General features: G+C 48.7%; 20 protein-coding genes. 8 read left to right on the top strand and 12 right to left on the bottom strand.

The features are described 5' to 3' along the window. Positions 1–116 precede the first annotated feature (116 nt). Genes LLH06_RS11600 through LLH06_RS11590 form a run of 3 tightly spaced genes read left to right on the top strand, consistent with a single transcriptional unit; the run spans position 117 to position 1,561 of the window. Entirely contained in the window at positions 117–707 is a 591-nt protein-coding gene (locus tag LLH06_RS11600) for a TetR/AcrR family transcriptional regulator (protein WP_228169457.1), read from the top strand. 60 nt (positions 708–767) lie between these two features. Beyond that, the gene (locus LLH06_RS11595; RefSeq protein WP_228169456.1) at positions 768–1,232 is read left to right on the top strand and encodes a hypothetical protein; all 465 of its coding nucleotides are present in this window, start codon (positions 768–770) and stop codon (positions 1,230–1,232) included. Positions 1,233–1,243: 11 nt separating this feature from the next. Beyond that, positions 1,244–1,561: a DUF3817 domain-containing protein gene (locus LLH06_RS11590; RefSeq protein ID WP_228169454.1), complete on the top strand. Its 318-nt coding sequence runs from the start codon at positions 1,244–1,246 to the stop codon at positions 1,559–1,561. On the opposite strand, the gene LLH06_RS11585 is transcribed toward LLH06_RS11590, so the two are convergent. Next, positions 1,558–2,700: a putative sensor domain DACNV-containing protein gene (locus tag LLH06_RS11585; RefSeq protein ID WP_228169453.1), complete on the bottom strand. Its 1,143-nt coding sequence runs from the start codon at positions 2,698–2,700 to the stop codon at positions 1,558–1,560. The genes LLH06_RS11590 and LLH06_RS11585 overlap by 4 nt on opposite strands. A 271-nt stretch (positions 2,701–2,971) precedes the next feature. Here LLH06_RS11585 and LLH06_RS11580 point away from each other — a divergent pair, with 271 nt between their 5' ends. Then, entirely contained in the window at positions 2,972–3,799 is an 828-nt protein-coding gene (locus LLH06_RS11580; protein ID WP_228169452.1) for an adenylate/guanylate cyclase domain-containing protein, read from the top strand. Here the strand turns inward: LLH06_RS11580 and LLH06_RS11575 are convergent, their stop codons facing one another. The 9 genes from LLH06_RS11575 to trpS form a co-directional block, all read right to left on the bottom strand. Continuing rightward, on the bottom strand, positions 3,800–4,522 hold the full coding sequence (locus tag LLH06_RS11575) for a hypothetical protein (RefSeq protein WP_228169451.1): 723 nt from the start codon (positions 4,520–4,522) through the stop codon (positions 3,800–3,802). It lies immediately after the preceding gene. A gap of 51 nt (positions 4,523–4,573) precedes the next feature. Then, entirely contained in the window at positions 4,574–5,956 is a 1,383-nt protein-coding gene (locus LLH06_RS11570; protein WP_228169450.1) for an exonuclease domain-containing protein, read from the bottom strand. Positions 5,957–6,235: 279 nt separating this feature from the next. After that, entirely contained in the window at positions 6,236–8,065 is a 1,830-nt protein-coding gene (gene yidC, locus LLH06_RS11565) for a membrane protein insertase YidC (RefSeq protein ID WP_228169449.1), read from the bottom strand. Positions 8,066–8,087: 22 nt separating this feature from the next. Then, entirely contained in the window at positions 8,088–9,698 is a 1,611-nt protein-coding gene (locus LLH06_RS11560) for a CTP synthase (RefSeq protein WP_262909319.1), read from the bottom strand. 168 nt (positions 9,699–9,866) lie between these two features. Continuing rightward, the gene (locus tag LLH06_RS11555) at positions 9,867–11,216 is read right to left on the bottom strand and encodes a peptidoglycan DD-metalloendopeptidase family protein (protein ID WP_228169448.1); all 1,350 of its coding nucleotides are present in this window, start codon (positions 11,214–11,216) and stop codon (positions 9,867–9,869) included. A gap of 33 nt (positions 11,217–11,249) precedes the next feature. Continuing rightward, positions 11,250–11,870, bottom strand: coding sequence for a hypothetical protein (locus tag LLH06_RS11550; RefSeq protein ID WP_228169447.1), 621 nt, complete (start codon positions 11,868–11,870; stop codon positions 11,250–11,252). Between the two features lie 36 nt (positions 11,871–11,906). After that, the gene (gene kdsB, locus LLH06_RS11545; protein ID WP_228169446.1) at positions 11,907–12,638 is read right to left on the bottom strand and encodes a 3-deoxy-manno-octulosonate cytidylyltransferase; all 732 of its coding nucleotides are present in this window, start codon (positions 12,636–12,638) and stop codon (positions 11,907–11,909) included. Positions 12,639–12,744: 106 nt separating this feature from the next. Next, positions 12,745–13,359 carry a deoxynucleoside kinase gene (locus tag LLH06_RS11540; RefSeq protein ID WP_228169445.1) on the bottom strand — a complete coding sequence of 205 codons (615 nt, stop codon included), beginning with the start codon at positions 13,357–13,359 and terminating at the stop codon, positions 12,745–12,747. 106 nt (positions 13,360–13,465) lie between these two features. Continuing rightward, positions 13,466–14,461, bottom strand: a complete 996-nt coding sequence (gene trpS, locus LLH06_RS11535) for a tryptophan--tRNA ligase (RefSeq protein ID WP_228169444.1) — start codon at positions 14,459–14,461, stop codon at positions 13,466–13,468. 40 nt (positions 14,462–14,501) lie between these two features. Between trpS and LLH06_RS11530 the strand changes: the two genes are divergently transcribed. From LLH06_RS11530 to LLH06_RS11520, 3 genes are all read left to right on the top strand, one after another. Next, complete coding sequence (locus LLH06_RS11530) at positions 14,502–15,242, top strand: lysophospholipid acyltransferase family protein (RefSeq protein ID WP_228169443.1); 741 nt, start codon at positions 14,502–14,504, stop codon at positions 15,240–15,242. Beyond that, complete coding sequence (gatC, locus tag LLH06_RS11525; RefSeq protein WP_228169442.1) at positions 15,229–15,522, top strand: Asp-tRNA(Asn)/Glu-tRNA(Gln) amidotransferase subunit GatC; 294 nt, start codon at positions 15,229–15,231, stop codon at positions 15,520–15,522. Before LLH06_RS11530 ends, gatC begins: the two co-directional genes overlap by 14 nt. Positions 15,523–15,765: 243 nt before the next feature. Further along, positions 15,766–16,329 carry a sugar O-acetyltransferase gene (locus tag LLH06_RS11520; protein WP_228169441.1) on the top strand — a complete coding sequence of 188 codons (564 nt, stop codon included), beginning with the start codon at positions 15,766–15,768 and terminating at the stop codon, positions 16,327–16,329. A gap of 298 nt (positions 16,330–16,627) precedes the next feature. Here LLH06_RS11520 and LLH06_RS11515 read toward each other — a convergent pair whose 3' ends face one another. Together LLH06_RS11515 and LLH06_RS11510 are read right to left on the bottom strand one after the other, a co-directional pair. After that, positions 16,628–17,887, bottom strand: a complete 1,260-nt coding sequence (locus LLH06_RS11515; protein ID WP_228169440.1) for a nucleoside permease — start codon at positions 17,885–17,887, stop codon at positions 16,628–16,630. Between the two features lie 168 nt (positions 17,888–18,055). After that, the gene (locus tag LLH06_RS11510; RefSeq protein WP_228169439.1) at positions 18,056–18,670 is read right to left on the bottom strand and encodes a bifunctional nuclease family protein; all 615 of its coding nucleotides are present in this window, start codon (positions 18,668–18,670) and stop codon (positions 18,056–18,058) included. 255 nt (positions 18,671–18,925) lie between these two features. On the opposite strand from LLH06_RS11510, the gene LLH06_RS11505 reads away from it, so the two are divergent. Next, the gene (locus LLH06_RS11505; protein WP_228169438.1) at positions 18,926–19,264 is read left to right on the top strand and encodes a tetratricopeptide repeat protein; all 339 of its coding nucleotides are present in this window, start codon (positions 18,926–18,928) and stop codon (positions 19,262–19,264) included. The last annotated feature ends 7 nt before the right edge of the window (positions 19,265–19,271 follow it).

The raw sequence follows: 19,271 nt of genomic DNA, 5'->3' as shown, positions 1-19,271 counted from the left end.
CTTTTTTGTTCGATAAAGAACCGACCTTTTGAAGGTCTTTCGATCAATATCAATTGTTTACTGATAAACTTTGCTCGACCGATCAAAATGTTTATGTTTGTAACATACTAATTAGTATGTTATCAAAGGCTGAAAATACCCGTTTAAATATTCTGCAGCAAGCTTTTGCGCTGGTGTACCGCAATGGGTATCAAAACACCAGTATTGACGACATTATTGCCACCACGCAGGTCACCAAAGGAGCTTTCTTTTATCACTTTAAAAACAAGGATGAAATGGGGCTGGCGATGATCAACGAGGTAATGTACCCTGGTATGTTAAGCAGCATGGTAACCCCACTGCTTAATGCCAAAGATCCGGTCAAAGAGATATACCGAATGATGGACGGTCTGTTGCTCCGTTCAAAAGCTTCCGACGCCAGGTATGGATGCCCCGCCGTAAATTTAGTGGATGAGATGTCGGCCGTGAATATATCGTTTCAAAAGGCTTTACTGAGATTATTTGAACAATGGCAAAGTGCCATTCAGCAATGTATCAGATCAGGGCGTGAGGCACAGCGCATAAGGGCCGACGTTGATGAGCGGCAGGTAGCTGCATTTGTGCTGGCCGGTTACAGTGGCGTGCGTAACATGGGCAAATTATTAGGGAGGCCATCCTATAAGATATATCTTAAAGAGTTTAAAAACTACCTGGAAAAACTCAGATAAAAAATTTAGGTAATAACATACTAAATGGTATGTTTTTGGTCGTTATTGCGAACTTGAAATATGTATACTCTTTTTCTCTTCTTACATTCTGCACTAAGATGGTTAGTGTTAGGCGCGTTGATCTATAGCATCGTTAGAGCTTATCGGGGGTATACCGAGCACCGCGATCATAACGCAACAGATAATGCATGGCGACATTGGACAGCCACGCTGGCACACATTCAATTAGTGGCGGGGATGATATTATATTCAAAGAGCCCTGCAGTAAGTGCCTTTTTCGCCGGGTTGGTAGGTAGCGACCGGATCACCGAGCCTGTGTTCTTCAGTATCATACACATATCACTCATGCTGCTTGCTATTATAGTGATCACCATCGCCTCAGCATTAGCCAAGCGTAAAAATACCGATCGCCAAAAATTCAAGACCATATTGATCGGCTATGGGATCGCACTCATGATCATCTTTATTGCCATACCGTGGCCGTTCTCGCCACTTGCGCAACGTCCTCTGTTTCGTTCACTATAATTTAGAATATAATGCTACAATTGTTTAAAAGCAATATAGGTCGCCTCAAATTGATCGGTTATATTGAAGGGATATCGCTTATAGTATTGGTGTTCGTGGCTGTTCCGCTTAAATACATGGCACATGATCCGGCCATGGTCAAGGCCATCGGCCCCATACATGGCGCACTGTTTCTGCTATACGTGTTCAATACACTAAGCGTAGGGGTAGAGCAAAAATGGCAATTCAGCCGAACCACTTGGAAGGTGTTGATAGCGTGTATGATACCTTTTGGCACCTTTTACATTGAAAGGTGCATCCTGGATGAGAAAATAACCGAAAGTAACTAAAGTAGCAGTACATCGATACGATGCGCATGCACCATCTGCAATTTTTCTGACCAGGCAAATACGGTGAACTGCCCATCCTGCGAGGCCACCAAAGCCAAGGCATCATGCTGATCATGCACGAATTGAGCGGCCGCTAAGTGCCGTGTGCCGCCGTTCTGCGCCGGATGTATTCGAGTGGCCTGAACGCCTGCCACCGGTTCGGTCATAATGATCTGTTCCACCGGTACACTTGCCGCCGAGCGGGCCACCTTTGCACCAAAGGCTAAAAGGTCGTACTGCTGGGTGATCACCGTGGCGCCATCTACCGCCGTGAAACCGCCAATGATATCTATCGCTTGCAGCAACTGTTCCTGCCACTCAAAGGTCTCTTTCAGGTCGTCGTCCTGCTCCATCAGATCGGCCAGCACGGTGTAGGGCGGCGTTACCGCATATTTGATCGGGTGCACGATCGAGTGTTGCCACGTCTCGCTGTTGCGCGGCACGATCAATACCAACCCGCCCCGGCGATGGATACGCACGGCAGCAGCCAATTGGATCAAAATATTAAAGGATTCGCCCATTAATGATGGCAGCGACATGTTCATGAGCGAGGCCATGAGCGCAGGGCATTCACCTATACCCATCGAGCGTTCATCCAGTACCTTGATCTGGTCGCCTTGTAACACCGCCACGTTCACGAATTTGCCAAAGCCGGCCAAACGTTTATGCTTAACCACCAGCAGCCCGGGTTCCACCACCTCCAGCACAAAGCAAATGCCCGGCACGGTATGCGTGGTACCCCATATATAAAGTTCATCGTTCTCGTGCCATACCCCTAAGTGGATGCCGGGCTGCTCTACGGCTGGCGCCAGCTTCACGAGGTTGTTGGGAGTTAACCTTAACCGCTGGCCAAATATGAGGGGCTTACCGGCCTCTTCAGGCATCAAGAGAGCCAGTGATATGGCGGGCGAATGGCCTTCCTCACGGCGCAGGCTGGCCCAAAAGGCCGTATCGATCACCGATTCAATGATGCGGGCATCCAAGGCCGTGGCCACGTAGGTCTCGCCGCTTTTGCGCGCAGCTGCCAAATGTTCGGCAAAGTGTGTCTCAATGGTCTCGGCCGCCATGCGCGCTGCCAGGTAGGATGGTTCGGAAAACATAGCCTTAAGGTTGTGATCACAATGATAACGATGTGCGTCGGCATCCCCAAATCGCAATGGTTCAGGTATTGTAAAATAAATGTTGAGGGCGAGCTTCGGCGTGTACCATAGCTCCGTCGTACCGCCCAATTGTCACAGTTTTCTCCGTTCGGTCATGGCAATTACATTTAAGGCCGGATGTGTGAATTGTGTAAGTTATTGTTTGAATATTGCGATCGCAACATTCACCGTCGGCCTACTTTTGTAAGGTATCAAAAAGATAATACTACCTATGAGATTCAACGTACCCTGCTCCAAAAGACGTACCGCTGTTTTAGAAACAGCACCCGTGACCACGCTTCCACCTATTGAAAATAACCCTAACGTAGGTTGGTCGCGCCTGGCCGGTAGCAGTATCGTATATCGTGCAGACCACCATGCTACAACTACCGCTTTGAGTGCTGCCGAGCAGATACCGCAATGCACCGTACTGGGCGAGGAGAAGCAGCTGGCGCTGATGTTCCTTGATATTCGCAACTTTACGGCCTTTATGGAGCAGCGCTCACCTTATGATGTGATCTACGTGATCCGTAAACTGTTCGTGCTCTTTAATGATTCGATACGTGAGGCCGGTGGTCGCATCATCGAGACCGTGGGCGATAGCATTTATGCCGTGTTCGGGATGGACAGGCCGATAGAGGATGCCGTTAAGGCCGCTATGAACGCTTCGATGGCGATCTTCCATGACCTGGAGGTGTTCAATACCACTTATGCTAAACCTTACTTTGACCTTGACTTCGAGATAGGCGTAGGCTTGCATCAAGGCCAGGTGTTGGTAGGCGAATACGATATGGACCAAAGCGAGCGCCTCACCGTGATGGGCTTGCCCGTGAACATTGCGGCCCGCCTGCAAAGCGAGACCAAGGAACTGAATAATGACCTGCTGGTGTCGGAAGATATGTATCGCCTCCTGAACGACCGAAAGGAAGAGGCCGAAAGCCGGATGGTGTACTTGAAAGGGATCACCGAGCCATTAAAAGTGAGGTTGATGGGAAACGCGTATCAAAAAAGAAAGATCCCTACCGACGCGCTCGATTACTACATCGCCATGGCAGGCTGATCATTCATTTGCTTGTAACGGCTTGTAGTTGACGTACCTGATGTTCGCATCATCGGGGTCATTAAGCTTGTCTTTACGGATCAATCGTTCCCTGCCGGAAGGGCTGATCACGTATACCTTGCTGTAGTTGTCCATATTGTCTACACGAGCAAAGGTACTCAACCGGTTGCCCTGCAGGCGTGCGAACACCGTGCTGCTACCGCCGTACACCAAATAGGCATCTATGCAATTGAGCTGTTTATTATAAAGCATGTTGGGATAGTCTTGCGAGTTGATTATTGGGATCAATTGCTGTCGCTTGTCGTTGTATATGAAGAGCCGCCTCACCTCGTTAGCGCCCTTTGCCGACGCTGCAGAGACGAAGGTAAGATCATTGAGCCGATCGTTATTAAAGTCGCTGAGCTGTGTTTCCAATCCGCCCGGAGCATCGCACGGGTAAGACAGATCATTGCGTAATGACCACGCCGAGCCTTTTCTAATAAAGAATTTGACGGTCACATAGGTGCTGTCTGCCAACCGGTACTTATTGATCTCTACTTTCGCTTTTCCTTTCCGACCGATGTGCAGGCTATCGGCAAAACGCTCCATGAGCTTGGGCTGATCATTACTATGCTTACCAACGCTAACGTTAGACTTGTCGGTATAGAATGCTTGACGCGATCCAGTGTGCGGAGGGCTATTGAACAGCCAAAGCAATAAGGACAATAGCAGAACTGGTCTCATGTAATTATGGTTGATGGTGGGCCGATGTCAATGATACCACAAATACGCTCATTATTGTTCGGCCATCACGGCATCGAAGGAAAGACGTTTCCAGGGATAGCGTTCCGCATGGCTGATGATCATGTTGTGCATGTAATCGTTACCGGCGTAGGGTGTAAGGTAGTTCTTGAGCTGCGACAGGGTATTCGCTTCAAAGTAATGTGATATGTAGCCCATGCCATATAAACGCCCTTTCTCGATCAAAATACAGCTGTGCTCATCGTCTTTACGACCTTCATCGCGTAGGGCAAAGGTGGGTAGGGTTTGTTCCAATCCGCTGATCGCACGCTCTACCTTTTCATTGTAAACTTCAACGCTTTCGTGCCCGGTACAGGCGCATCGCTCACCGGCAGTGCTTACGCAGGTGTCATTATTATTTTGAATGAAGCATAATTTCGGACATAGTTCATACTGCTCGATCAGTCGGGTAAGCAGGTTGCGGCCCTCCAATAATGAACTGCACGTGTGCGAAGGGGTAGAGTATTTACGGCGCTTATCGACCGCCATACGCAGGTAGCCACGCTGATCCTCGTAGGTATAAATTCCAAAATTGAAATCAAGATTTTTTTGCGAGCGGTTGAACTTTGGCCAAAGGCGTTTGATCTCCACCGCCTCGGTGAGCAGAGCCATTAATTCGGTGCCGCATTCCTGGTAGCTCACCTGGTGTATGTGGCGCATAAAATCCTGCCGTTGCTGGCCGGAGTTATTGCCCGCAAAGTGGCTATTCACCCGCTTTTTGATGTTGATGGCCTTACCTACGTAAACCACTTTGCCTTTACTATCATGAAAATAATAAACGCCCGGTGTGGCCGGCAGCTTCTCGATGAACTTACGGTGCAGGTTGGGTGGCAACGTCTGTTCCTTTGAACGCTGTTTTAAGGCATCAGGGATATGGCCATGCGTATCGCTATTGAGTAGTAAGGTGAACAACTCGGCCGTTGCATTGGCATCACCTGCGGCACGGTGGCGTGCATCGTTACCGATACCTAACTGATGACAAAGCTTGCCCAGGCTGTATGATGTCATGCCGGGGATGATCTTACGGCTCAACCTTACGGTGCAAAGCTTATTGCATTGCAGGTCGTAACCGGCAGCGGCCAAATGATATTTAACAAAAGAATGGTCAAAATTGACGTTGTGGGCAACAAAGATGTGGCCTTGTAGCAGGTTAAAGATATCGTAAGCCACTTCCTTAAAAGTAGGGGCATCCTGCACCATATCCTCGCTGATACCCGTAAGCGCCTGGATGTACACCGGGATATGTTTTCCCGGATTCACCAGCGTTTGGTAACGCTTCACCACCTCGCGGCCGTCGTGTATACAAATGGCAATTTCCGTGATGCCATTCGCACTGGCATGCCCCCCCGTGGTCTCAATATCAACTATCGCATACATCTCAATTCAAAAATACAAAAAGATAGCGATGCTAATATTATTAGTTCGAAAAAGTGACCGGAATTTTAAGAACTTGTCTGAACCAGAATTTTCGGAATTTAAGAATCTTCATAATAAACTATCTCTTTATCATTAGAAGGCCTTTGGAGGCAATTCTGTAAATTGTATAAATTCTTCAAATTCCGGTTCAGACAAAAAAGGCCGGAGCATCAGCTCCGGCCTCTTATTTATCTGTAAGAGCGGCAACTACTCACCACTCACTACTCTCTACTCACTTAATTACTTTTTTTTTCCTTGCTGTTGCTGCGCTTGTTGTTGCTGGCGCATCATCTCTTCAAGCTTGGCCTGAAAACCTGATTTCTTCTTTTTAGGATCCTCAGGTTTTTTCTTGTTCTCCTGGATCTGTGCATGGATCTTTTTGTCATCAACGAACAGGCGGATGATATACTGCTGGGCAAAGGTGAACATGTTGGCCAGAAAGTAGTAATAGTTCAAACCGGCAGGGTAGCTGTTCAGGAAGCCCAGGAACATGATCGGGCTGATGTAGCCAATGTATTTCATTTGGCCGGTAGCACCTGATATCTGGTTGTTGAAGTAGGTGTAGATCAACGTTGATATGGTCATGAGCACACACATCAAGCTCAGGTGGTCACCTAAGAACGGTACAGTGAAACCGAAGTTGATGAAAGCATCGTAGGTAGACAGGTCATGCATCCATAAAAAGCTTTGGCCGCGCAGCTCGAACAAGCTCGGGAAGAAGCGCAGGAACGCAAAGATGATCGGCATTTGCAGTACCAATGGCAAGCAGCCACCCAGCGGATTAACCCCAGCCTTCTTGTACAGCTTCATGTATTCCTGCTGTAACAGGGTAGGGTTGTCCTCACCAACTTTAGCTTTGATCTCGTCCATCTCAGGCTTCAGCACACGCATTTTAGCCATGCTGAGGTATGATTTGTAGGTGAGTGGCGACAATACCAATTTAAGCAATACGGTAAGGGCCAGGATCACAAAGCCCATGTTCCAGTGGAAATTCTGCAAAAAGTTAAATACCGGGATAACGGCCCAACGGTTGATGAATTTTAACGGACCCCAACCTAGATCGATCTGTTTCTCCAGCTCATGACCTTGCTTTTGCAGGGTGCTGAAACGGTTAGGACCGAAGTAGAACTCCATTGGATAAGTACCGGTGTTATTGCTGATCAGCGTGAGGCCAGCTTTCATTTGCCTTACGTCGGGCGAATTGATATCGGTGCTAACAGCCAGGTTCACCTTATCGAAACCTTGCTGAGCGATCAGCACGTTCGAGAAGAAGTGTTGTTTGAAGGATACCCACTCGATCTTTTGATCGGCGATCTGCTTGGTCTCGTCCTTGGTCAGGCTCAGGTAGTCAGGGTTATCTTCGGTGTTCTTGAAGTAAACGGTAGAATACTGACGTTCCTGCTTAATGTCCTTTTCTTGCTTGCGCAGGCTGGCGCTCCAGTTCAGGTTAAGCGCTTTGCTGTTGGCGACCACATTATCCAGACCTGTAAGCTTGATGGTATAACCCAGTTTGTAACCGGTAGGTGCCAGTGAGTATACGTAATCAACATATTGCGTTGGGCTGTAGCTCAAACGCAGGGTCACTGAGCTGCTGTCGGTACCGGCCACCTTAACATCGGTACCGGTAGGGGTAAAGTAACGCTCGTTGGTGTTCACCACGGTACTACCGGCAGTGAATTTCAGGCCGAACTCGTTATTGGTGCCGTCGAACAAGATCAACGGTTTTTTATCGTAGGTCTTGAATTCCTTCAGCTCAACGCTGTAGACGCGGCCGCCGCGGGTGCTCAACTTTACGCGAACGTCCTTGTTCTCTAAAGTGATCAGTTGCTCGCTGCCTACGGTGCTGGCGCCAAAAGGTGCTTTCAAAGCTGCGCTATCCACCACTTTATTAGCGGTGTCGTTCTTGGCCACGGCAGGGGCCTTCTTTAATGCGCCGGCTTTTTTCAGGGAATCCAGGTGCTCGATCTGACGTGCTTTTTTGGTCTCCTCCTCAGAAGGCTTCATCAAAAAGAACGAACCTATCAGTATCGCCGCGATCAGTACCAGCCCTGTTAACGTATTTCTATCCATTATCTATTTATCGTACAATTAATTAGTTCTTGCGGGCATAAGCCAGCGAAGCGGCGACAAAGTTAACAAAAAGTGGGTGAGGATCAGCAACTGTCGACTTTAATTCAGGGTGAAATTGCGACCCTACAAAGAACGGGTGATTCTTGAGCTCAACTATCTCTACCAAACCATTTTGCGGGTTGATACCTGAAGGGATCATGCCGGCTGCCTCGTAATCTTTCAAATAATCGTTATTGAATTCGTAACGGTGGCGGTGACGCTCGCTGATGTGAAGCTTACCGTAGATGGCTGCCGCCTTGCTGCCTTTTTTAAGGTCGCAAGGGTAAGCACCTAAGCGCATGGTGCCACCTTTGTTGGTCACGTTCTTTTGGTCTTCCATCATGCTGATCACCGGGTAGGTGGTATGGCCGTCCATCTCCACGCTGTTGGCAGCCTCTAAATGCAGCACATGGCGACCGAATTCGACCACGGCGCACTGCATGCCCAGGCATATACCAAAGAACGGGATATTGTTCTCGCGTACATAACGGATCGCCTCGATCTTACCTTCAAAACCACGCTGACCAAAGCCAGGGGCCACTAACACACCATGCAGACCACGCAGCTTTTCAACCGCATTTTCAGGGGTCAGTTGCTCGGAGTGGATGTAGCTCACCTTCACCTTGCATTCGTTCTTGGCACCGGCGTGTACGAAAGCTTCCACGATGGATTTGTAAGCATCAGGCAGCTCCACATATTTGCCAACCAAGCCCACACGTACCTCGGCAGTAGGGTTCTTCAAACGGCCCAGGAAGTCTTTCCAGCTTTCCAGGTCAGGCTCGTTCTTGTTAGGAAGTTTCAGTTTGGTTAATACCGTTTTGTCCAATTGCTCTTTCAGCATCAGCAACGGCACGTCATATATCGACGGTGCATCGATAGACTCGATCACCGCGTTGATGTTCACGTTACAGAACAGGGCTATCTTTTTACGCAGATCGGCGGTCAGATGGTGCTCCGTACGACAAACCAGAATATCAGGTTGGATACCGTACTCCAGTAACATTTTTACCGAGTGCTGGGTGGGCTTGGTCTTTAATTCGCCGGCTGCGGCCAGGAAAGGTACCAGGGTAAGGTGGATCACCAATGAATTGCTCGACCCTACTTCCCAACGGAACTGGCGCACTGCCTCCACAAATGGTAAGGATTCGATATCACCCACGGTGCCACCGATCTCGGTGATCACGATGTCGTACTCGCCATTCTCGCCCAGGATCTTGAAGTTGCGTTTGATCTCGTCGGTAATGTGGGGTACCACCTGTACAGTTTTACCCAAAAAAGCACCTTCGCGCTCACGGTTGATCACATTTTGGTAAATGCGGCCGGTAGTGATATTGTTGGATTGCGAAGTAGGGGTATTGAGGAAACGCTCGTAATGGCCAAGGTCAAGGTCGGTCTCGGCGCCATCCTCGGTCACATAACACTCACCATGCTCATAAGGGTTCAGTGTTCCCGGGTCGATGTTGATGTAAGGGTCAAATTTTTGGATGGTAACGCGGTAACCGCGCGACTGAAGGAGTTTAGCCAAAGAGGCCGAAATGATCCCTTTTCCTAACGACGAGGTAACGCCGCCCGTAACAAATATATATTTCGTCATGATAATGATGGGTCATGGCGCGGGACAGCTCTTCCCGAACCAATGGTATGTGTACGGGATGCAAAAGTAAGAATTTTTTTGGGGTAGGACGGGTGTGTGTAAAAATATGTGGTCACCAAAAGGTCAGGAACATGGCCTTTAAAACATAACTGGCTTGCTGTAAAATGGTTACCGTACGGCTTCTATCCAACCGGTATTATCGCGGCTGTCGGTCACCAAATAATAGTTACGAAACGAGCCTTTGATGTTCACTTGGTCGCCAGTTCGGAGTAACGACCTCTGGGCGGCGTTTGCGCTGTCGGGCGCATCCAACAATGGCTGTTGTTGCTTTAAGCTGAGCTTGCGCAGGGTAGTGGTGGCAGCCACCTCACGGCTTTGTATGTAGCCGTTGGTGCCATCAGGCAAGCTGATCTTGTACCAACCGTCAGTAGCGGCCTCCACCTGCATCACGGTGCTCACCGGTATGCTTTGCCGGATGTAAGCGGTGGTGTTAGGTTCGATGTATAAGTTGCTGTTCCTGTTAGAGGTACGAACCGTTGCATTAAGCACATCAGTAGCTGCTGTTATGGGTTTTGGTTCCCTGATCTTTCGGTCAACAAAAGGTAGCGGATCAATGGCACCACCGTTGGTGTAGACGCCAAAGTGAAGGTGTGGCGGCGTGGTGCGGGCATTACCGGTATTACCTATCAGGCCAATGGTATCGCCAATGCGTACCTGCTGGCCGCTTTGCACTAATTGCTTATCCAAGTGGGCATAATAAAGCGTGTAATCGCGATCGGTGGGGTGCATGAAAACCACCAGGCCGCCCAACCTGTTCTCGCCAACGTTCGATACCGTACCATCAGATGCGGCAATGGCAGGCGTGTGTTTAGGCGCAAATATGTCGACCCCTTCATGCTTGCGTCCACCATTGTCGCGGCCATCGCCCCAAAAGCTGCCGATGTTAGGCTTGCCAGTTTGCGATACGGGGAAACTAAGCGACGGCCCAGACGTGATGATCAACGTGTATTCTCCGCTTTTAAGCAGTTCGGGCTGCAGGCGCAAGATGTACTTACCATTACGCTCGATCTCGTGGTCGAAACCCGTACAGTTAGTGTCGGCCGAGGCTACCAGTTCGGTCTCGGCCGTATTCACCTCGTGGTACAGGTCCAGATAGATGGCAAAGTTCTGCTGAGGCTTTTTGCTGAGCGATACCCTTATCTTTTGCCCCCGTCGCGCATCAAAACGTAAGGACGCCGATGGAATATTTTCAGCGGCAAAGTAGCCGGTCTCTTTATACGGAACACTGATGTTAAGCGCTTTGGCAGATACCTCGGTGCTCTTTTGCAACCAGGCGGAGCCCATGGCGCTCTTATCCAGCCCGGCATCCTTTAAGCGTTGTGCATAGGTGTCATGTGGCGAAAGCTTTTTAAAAATGGCCAACGGACCTTTAGTTCTGCTGCACGAAGCGCACGTGATGATGAAAAGGCTGAAAATAAAAAGCTTAGCTGGTGTCATGTAAACATAGAAACCTGCCAAGCCAATGAATGTTTGAAGCGTTAAGTAAGCTGGTTACTGCCGGGCTATAGCACGCCCCGAGTTGTACAAATTAACGATACCTCTCAGTGTGCTGAAGGTGAAGCTATCGGCATCCTCATATAATTTCAGTACGATGGGTTGGTCGGCTAGCATATCAGCAAATACGGCCTGGCGCTCTTTCCTTGACTTTCCGGATATGCCTGTGGTCTTGATCTCTTTCAATACATCATCGCCCTTGGTGGCATACCAGGTGGTAGTGGTGTATGATGCCCCCATGTAAATGTAATGATATACCTCGTGCAGATACAAGGTGATCTTCCCTTCCTCTACAAGTCGTAAAAAAGTAGGCTTTGACTTTTTGGGCAGCAAAGCGGCCTTGAACCGTATCTCCTTATTTTGGAAAGTGTAGTATTTGATCCCTTTGATGTCGATCTTCTTGAACTCGGGCATATCGGCCGTACGGTAACGCATAACGCCCATAAAAGGATGCCTGGTCTCGCAGGGTATCGTGTCGCCCGCTGACGTGACGATAATGTCTTGAAATTTGGGGGTAGAGGAAGTATCAACGTGGACCGTCGCAGTGTCCTGGGCATGGGCGGCTATACCGCACACAAGCAACATTGCTGTTGCCAGGATGGTGAAAGGTTTAAGCATAGTGATCAATTAGTGCTCAAAGCTAATACTCGCCGATCACTTATTCAAGATCTTTTGCAGATCCTCGGGCGTATCTACCGCTTGCGTTTCCAATTCGGTCTCGGCCACTTTGATCCGGTAACCGTTCTCGATCCAGCGTAATTGCTCGAGGCTCTCGGCTTTCTCTAAAGATGAGATAGGAAGCTTGGTCACGGCCTGTAATACCTCCGACCGGAAACCATAGATGCCGATGTGTTTAAAGTAGTCGAAATGGCCGAACCAGTTCCCGGCGTCGTGCCCGCGCAAATGCGGTATAGCCGACCGCGAAAAGTAAATAGCTTCCGACAGTTTGTTGACGATCACTTTGGGCGAATTACTATTATGTAGGTCAGCAGCATCAGTGATCTTTTTGATCAGCGTGGCGATCTGCGTATCTGTCGAGGTAAAGCACGCGGCCACCTTACTGATCTGCACCGGGTCGATGTAAGGTTCATCGCCCTGTATGTTGATCACGATCTGGTACTCTGGATGGTTGGCCGCCACTTCGGCGCAACGGTCGGTGCCGCTTTGGTGGTCGGGCGAGGTCATTACCGCTTTGCCTCCAAAAGAGTGAATGTGATCTAAAATGCGGGTATCATCCGTAGCCACGATCACCTCGTCCAAGCTCGGGCATTTTACGCACTGCTCATAAACGCGCTGGATCATCACCTTACCGGTGATATCAACCAATGGCTTACCCGGAAAACGGGTACTGGCGTAACGTGCAGGGATAATGCCTAAGATCTTCATGGCTAATAGTTAGTGGTTATGAGGTTTATTGAGTTGAATGGTTAGCGAAGTTGGTTGAGCCCTGAACAACTTAACTATTCACCATTCAACCACTCACTGACCGGGTCTAAAACAACCCGTTGATCTGTCCTTCTATGCGTTCGATGATGGTGGCCAGGTCTTCGGTGTTATTGGCAAAGTCGAGGTTATCCATATCGATCACCAGCAGCTTGCCTAAGTTGTAACCGTCTATCCACTTGTTATATTTCTCGTTCAGTTTGGATAGATAATCCAATCGGATACCGATCTCGTACTCGCGGCCACGGCGGTGTATGTTATTCACCAGCTTTGGTATAGAGGCTTTCAGGTAAACCAACAGGTCAGGTGGCCTGATGAACGAAGTGATGTTCTCGAAAATGGATTGGTAGTTCTCAAAGTCGCGGGTGTCCATCAGGTCCATATCATGCAGGTTCTCTGCAAATATGTAGGCATCCTCATAAATGGTACGATCCTGAATAATGTTCTTGTCGCTTTGCTGTATATCGGTGATCTGCCTGAAACGGCTGTTCAAGAAGTAGATCTGCAGGTTAAAGCTCCAGCGCTTCATGTCGGCATAAAAGTCTTCCAGATAAGGATTATCATCCACCGCCTCATACTGTGGTTCCCATCCGTAATTCTTGGCCAGCAAACCCGTTAAAGTAGTTTTACCGGCGCCAATATTTCCAACGATCGCTATGTGCATGTGACCCCTCCTGTATCCTCCCCACAGGGGAGTACCTTGATTTTATTTGTGCTAATATAAGTTTTTTAATTGAAGCCCTCCCTTTGGGGAGGGTTTGGGTGGGGTGTTAAAACTTCCTGAACCCAATGATCTCGCGCACCTCTTTGATGGTGCGTGATGCGCTTTCGCGGGCCTTGTCGGCGCCTAAGCGGGCTACGCGGCTCAGGTATTCGGCATCGTTGGCAATGTCGTTGATGCGATCGCGGATCGGCGCGGTGGCATTCACCATGTCCTCGGCCAGTTGCTTTTTCAGGTCGCCGTAACGTACCTGGCAGGTATTGTACAGGTTATCAAAGTGCGTGTAAGTGTCTGCGGTCGATACTACCTTCATCAGGTCGAAAAGGTTCTGTATCTCGTCGGGCTTTTGCTGGTTCTCAACGGTGGGGCCGCTGTCGGTAACGGCTTTCATTACCTTTTTGCGGATCACTTCGGGGCTGTCGCTCAGGTAAACGGCATTGCCTTCGCCTTCAGATTTGCCCATTTTACCTTTGCCATCCAAACCCGGTATCTTCACCAGCTTATCGCTATAGCTGAACGCATAGGGCTCAGGGAAGTACTCGTTGTTGTATAAACGGTTAAAGCGGTTGCCAAAGGTACGGGCCATTTCCAGGTGTTGCTCCTGGTCTTTACCCACCGGCACCTTAGTAGCTTTATGGATGAGGATGTCGGCCGCCATTAGCACCGGGTAGGTGAGTAATCCGGCGTTCACGTTGTCGGGGTTAGCCCGTACCTTATCTTTGAACGAGGTTGAGCGTTCCAATTCGCCCAGGTACGCGTTCATATTGAGGTACAGATACAGCTCGGCCACCTCAGGCACATCGCTTTGTACGTATATGGTCGATCTTTCGGGGTCGATGCCGGCCGCCAGGTACTCGATCAGTACCTGTTTCACGTTGCCGTGCAGGTTGGCAGGGGTAGGGTGTGTGGTGAGCGAGTGCAGATCGGCTATAAAAAAATAGCAATCGTACTCGTGCTGCATTTTGATAAAGTTCTGGATAGCACCATAATAGTTACCTAAATGCAGGTTACCTGTAGACCGAATACCACTAACAACAGTTTCCATAATGGCGCGAAAGTAAGGAATTTTTATATTTTTGACGGTCATGAAAATTCCATTGAAGAAACTCCACGCCCGTTTTTACCGCTACAGTGTGGCCGCTTTCTTCATCATTTTCTGGCCTTTTTTGTACTTCTTTTCGCGCAAGCCCCAGCGCTATCCGGCCATGAACTTTTTCCGCAAGGTATGCGGGTTCTGTAGCTCTACCATTGCCGGCATCTTCTACAAATTCGAGTATGAGCAGCCGATAGATTGGAGCCGCCCGTACATCATTTGCCCGAACCATACCTCCAACCTTGATATTACGGCCATGAGCCTGATGGTGAAGAACAACTTTTGCTTTATTGGTAAACAGGAACTGCTCAAGAACATGGTGACCAAGCTGTTCTTTCAAACCATAGACATTCCGGTGAACCGCGAGAGTAAGATGTCATCGTTCAGGGCGTTCAAAAGCGCGGCCGAGCGTTTACAGCAGGGTATGAGCATGGTGATCTTTCCTGAAGGTAAGATCCCGGACGATTTTCCACCTAAACTGCACGAATTTAAGAACGGGCCTTTCCGCCTGGCCATTGAGCACCAGATACCTATTATACCGGTCACCTCGCTAAATACCTGGGACGTGCTTTGGGACACTGGTCTGGAGCGGGGCAGCAGGCCGGGGATATGCCATATCAAAGTACATAAACCGATCGAGACCGCTAACCTGACCGTGGAGGACGCTGACCGCCTGCGCGACGAGGTATATAGCCTGATAAATCATACATTTGAAAGTTATGCAAATAGATAAAGATACCGTTGCCAAGATAGCCCACCTGGCCCGTTTGGAAGTGAGCGAGCAGGAAACGCAGGAACTTGTTGGCGACATGAACAAGATACTGGACTTTATGGCCAAGCTGAACGAGGTGGACACTAGCAACGTGGAACCACTGGTTTACATGACCGATGAAGTGAACGTACTGCGCCCTGACGTAGTGAAACAAGAGATCACCCATGAAGAGGCCCTGCTGAACGCACCCGAGCAGGACGGCAAACACTTCCTGGTGGCTAAAGTGATCGACAAAAAGTAAGGTCACCGCATCCACTCTGTCATGCTGAGCAAAGCGAAGGAACCTACACGCCATGAAGGCCGTAGCGTGTTTTGTCACAGACCATCGTCATCCCATCTGTCATCCTGAGCAAAGCGAAGGAACTTAAACGTTAAAGAAGCTCGCGATCTGTGAGTGGTATAAGATGTTTCACTGCGTTCAACATGACAAGTTTATAATTACAGATCAGGAATCCAAGTTCAACGCTGTATACACATATCCTCCATGCTTACCGAAAAACAAAAAATGATCAGCGGCGAGTATTACATCGCTAATGACCCCGAACTGGTAAAGGACCGTACCGATTGTAAGCGATTACTTCATCGCCTCAATGTGACCGAATATGTGGTAAGTGACAACACCAGGGCCATTCTTCAGGAATTGATCCCGAACCAACCGGGCAACCTTTATATAGAGCCGCCGTTTCATTGTGATTACGGCTACAACATCACTTGTGGCGACAACGTGTACTTTAATGTGAATTGTGTGGTGCTGGATGTGGCGCCTGTAAATATCGGTGATAACGTGTTTTGCGCGCCCGGCGTACAGATCTACACCGCAAGCCACCCACTGGATGCCGAGCTGCGCCGCAGTAAAGAGAACGGCGAACCGGTGACCATAGGCAACGACTGCTGGATAGGTGGCAACGCGATCATTTGCCCGGGCGTGACCATAGGCAATGGCTGCGTGATCGGTGCCGGAGCCGTGGTGACCAAAGATATTCCGGACAATTCCTTAGCCGTAGGCAACCCAGCCAGGGTGATCCGCAAACTGAACGGTCAGCAATAAGTTGCGACGATTTTTTGAGGGCGGAGTGCGTGAGGTAGGAGGTCGGCTGATCTCAATCCAAAACGGCGTTTTAGCTGTTACATCCATGTAACAGAATTCCCCAAATTTCCCCACTTTTTGGCGTTGCGAATTTCGTAAAAACCCAACTTTTTCTAGAAAAAGCGACATTTTTAAGGAAATGTAACACCAAATGTAACGCTGTAACAGTGAAATGTAACACTTGAAAGTAAGGGTTCAACCGATGATCAACACCAAAAGTGCTGATCATCGGTTGAAATTATGAAATTGGTGATCGGTGTTAAGCGTGCTTAATTGCAGCCTCCAAAGCCGCATTATGCTTGTACCTGAATACGAATGGGAAGATGATCGAGATCACCAGGGCGTAGGCCGCAAAGCTGAGCCAGATGCCATGCCAATCCTTACCGTTGTTGGGTAGGGTGAAGTACGCATCGATCAGTTTGCCGCTGGCTATGCTGCCAAAAAAGGCACCGAAACCGTTCACCATCATCATGAACAGGCCTTGTGCACTGCCGCGTATCTCAGGTGAGGCCTGCGTCTCCACGAACAATGAGCCCGATATGTTGAAAAAATCGAAAGCCATACCATAAACGATGCATGAAGCGATGATCATCCACAAGCCCTGAGCAGGGTCGCCGAACGCGAACAATCCGAAACGCAGCACCCAGGCCAGCATACTGAACAACATCACATACTTGATACCGAACTTCCTCAAAAAGAAGGGAATAGCCAGGATGAACAAGGTCTCCGATATCTGCGAGATGGACATGATGATCGCCGGATATTTCACCGCGATGGTGTCCTTGTAAGCATCCACCGAAGCAAAATCATGAATGTAGGTATCTCCATAGGCATTGGTAAGCTGGAGGGCCGCACCCAATAATAACGAAAATGCAAAGAAGATCGCGAATTTAGGCGTTTTGAACAGGGCAAAAGCATTTAAACCCAAAGCATCCACCAACGACTTGTTGCTTGTCCTTTTCAGCAAAGGAGGACACGGTGGAAGTGTAAAGGCATACAGACCCAAAGCCAGCGCTATCGCCGACGCGATATAGAATTGATTGGCCGAGGTCTCGTTGTGGGTAAGGCTTACGGTCCACAAGGCCACGATAAAGCCGATAGTACCCCATATACGAATAGGTGGATAGTCTTTCACCACGTCCAAACCCTCACCCTTTAAAGCCGAATAAGCTACCGTGATGGATAATGAAAGCGTAGGCATGTAAAAGAACATATTGATCAGCATCACCCAAAAGAACGTTGATGGGTCTGTGACCATAGGCAGGCAGAACAAAGCTGCCGAGCCCAGTATATGCATAATGCCGTAAAGCTTTTCGGCATTGATGAATCGGTCGGAAATGATACCGGTAAGGGCCGGCATAAAGATGGCCGAAATACCCATGGTAGAGAAGATAGCGCCGAACTGCGCTCCTGACCAATGCTTGTTCTGGAACCAATATGCACCAATGGTGAGCAGCCAGGCCCCCCAGATAAAGAATTGCATAAAATTCATCAGTATCAAGCGGAACCTAATATTCATATAGTATGGCGCAGTTAAAAAGAATAATAGTTAGTTAATTAGAGCCGAAAATTAACCAAATATTACCAAATGCTAAAATCCAAAATACACAATACGGTAATGCCGCCGTTGCCGTCTGTTTAAGGCACTTGAAAACTTACAGATGAATGAGATAAGAGGGATGTAGTACTACGATGCTTTACGCTTGTTCAGCTCGTCGCGGATCTTGGCGGCCTTCTCGTAAGCCTCCTCGTTGATAGCTTCAGATAGAAGGCTTTTTAGCTCATCCACGCTCAGGGAGCGGTAATTAGTTGTATTGCCGGTGGTCTCGGTCTTGTCCTCAGTGGCCTCGCTGATGTTCTCGAGGTAAACAAAGTCGTTACCCTCTATCACGATACCAGCGGTAGAAAGGATAAACTCATAGGTGTATATCGGGCACTCGAAACGTACGGCCATGGCAATAGCGTCAGATGTGCGGGCGTCTATCTCCACGTTCTTCTTTCCATCGGTGCACATGAGCTTGGCATAAAAGATACCATCGACCAGGTTATAGATGATGATCTCCTGCACCTTGATGTTATAAGCCTGCGCAAAGTTCTTGAACAGGTCATGGGTAAGCGGACGGCTAGGTGTCATCTTCTCGATCTCGATAGCGATGGCCTGCGCTTCAAAACTCCCAATAATGATCGGTAAGCGGCGGCGGCCATTTACCTCGCCCAAAACCAGTGCATAAGCACCTGATTGGGTTTGGCTGTATGATAAACCAACGATATCCAGTTCGATCTTTTTAGTGTTATTACCCATCACAACTATATAGCCTTTGCAGATAGCATAGCATAAACGATGCCGCTAACCATTTAAATAAAGTAAATTACATCATTAACCTGATCGGGGCGGGTTTGTTGATCAGCCGGTGACATTTAATTGTAAATAACAAGGGCACAACGCAATGCATTAATAAGGTTGATGTAATTGCTGCCAAACGTTACATTTGTAGCAATAGCTGGTATCGATGACCGGCTTGTAAGCAAAAATACGGTAAAAAACACAGAGTTTAAAATGCAGGAGACCCGCTTACAAAAGCTTCTTGAATTTTTTGAGGCCGAACCCAACGACGAGTTCTTGCAGTACGCCCTGGCCACCGAGTACCTCAGACTGAACGATACCGAAAAGGCGCTTCAGTTTTACGAAGGCCTGGTGACCAATCACCCGAATTACACAGGTACTTATTACCATTTGGGTAAGCTTTATGAGACCCTTGGCCGTAAGGAAGATGCTTTGCGCATCTATCAGCAAGGTATCATGATCACTCAACAAAAGCGCGATAACCATGCCTTGGCCGAACTGCGGTCGGCATATAACCAAGCATCGGGCTTGTATGACGACGATGACTATTGATGAAAGG

Source organism: Mucilaginibacter daejeonensis (assembly GCF_020783335.1).
Taxonomy (GTDB): Bacteria; Bacteroidota; Bacteroidia; order Sphingobacteriales; family Sphingobacteriaceae; genus Mucilaginibacter; species Mucilaginibacter daejeonensis.
Note: the sequence above shows the minus strand (reverse complement) of the source record. Positions and strands in the feature narration are given on the sequence as shown.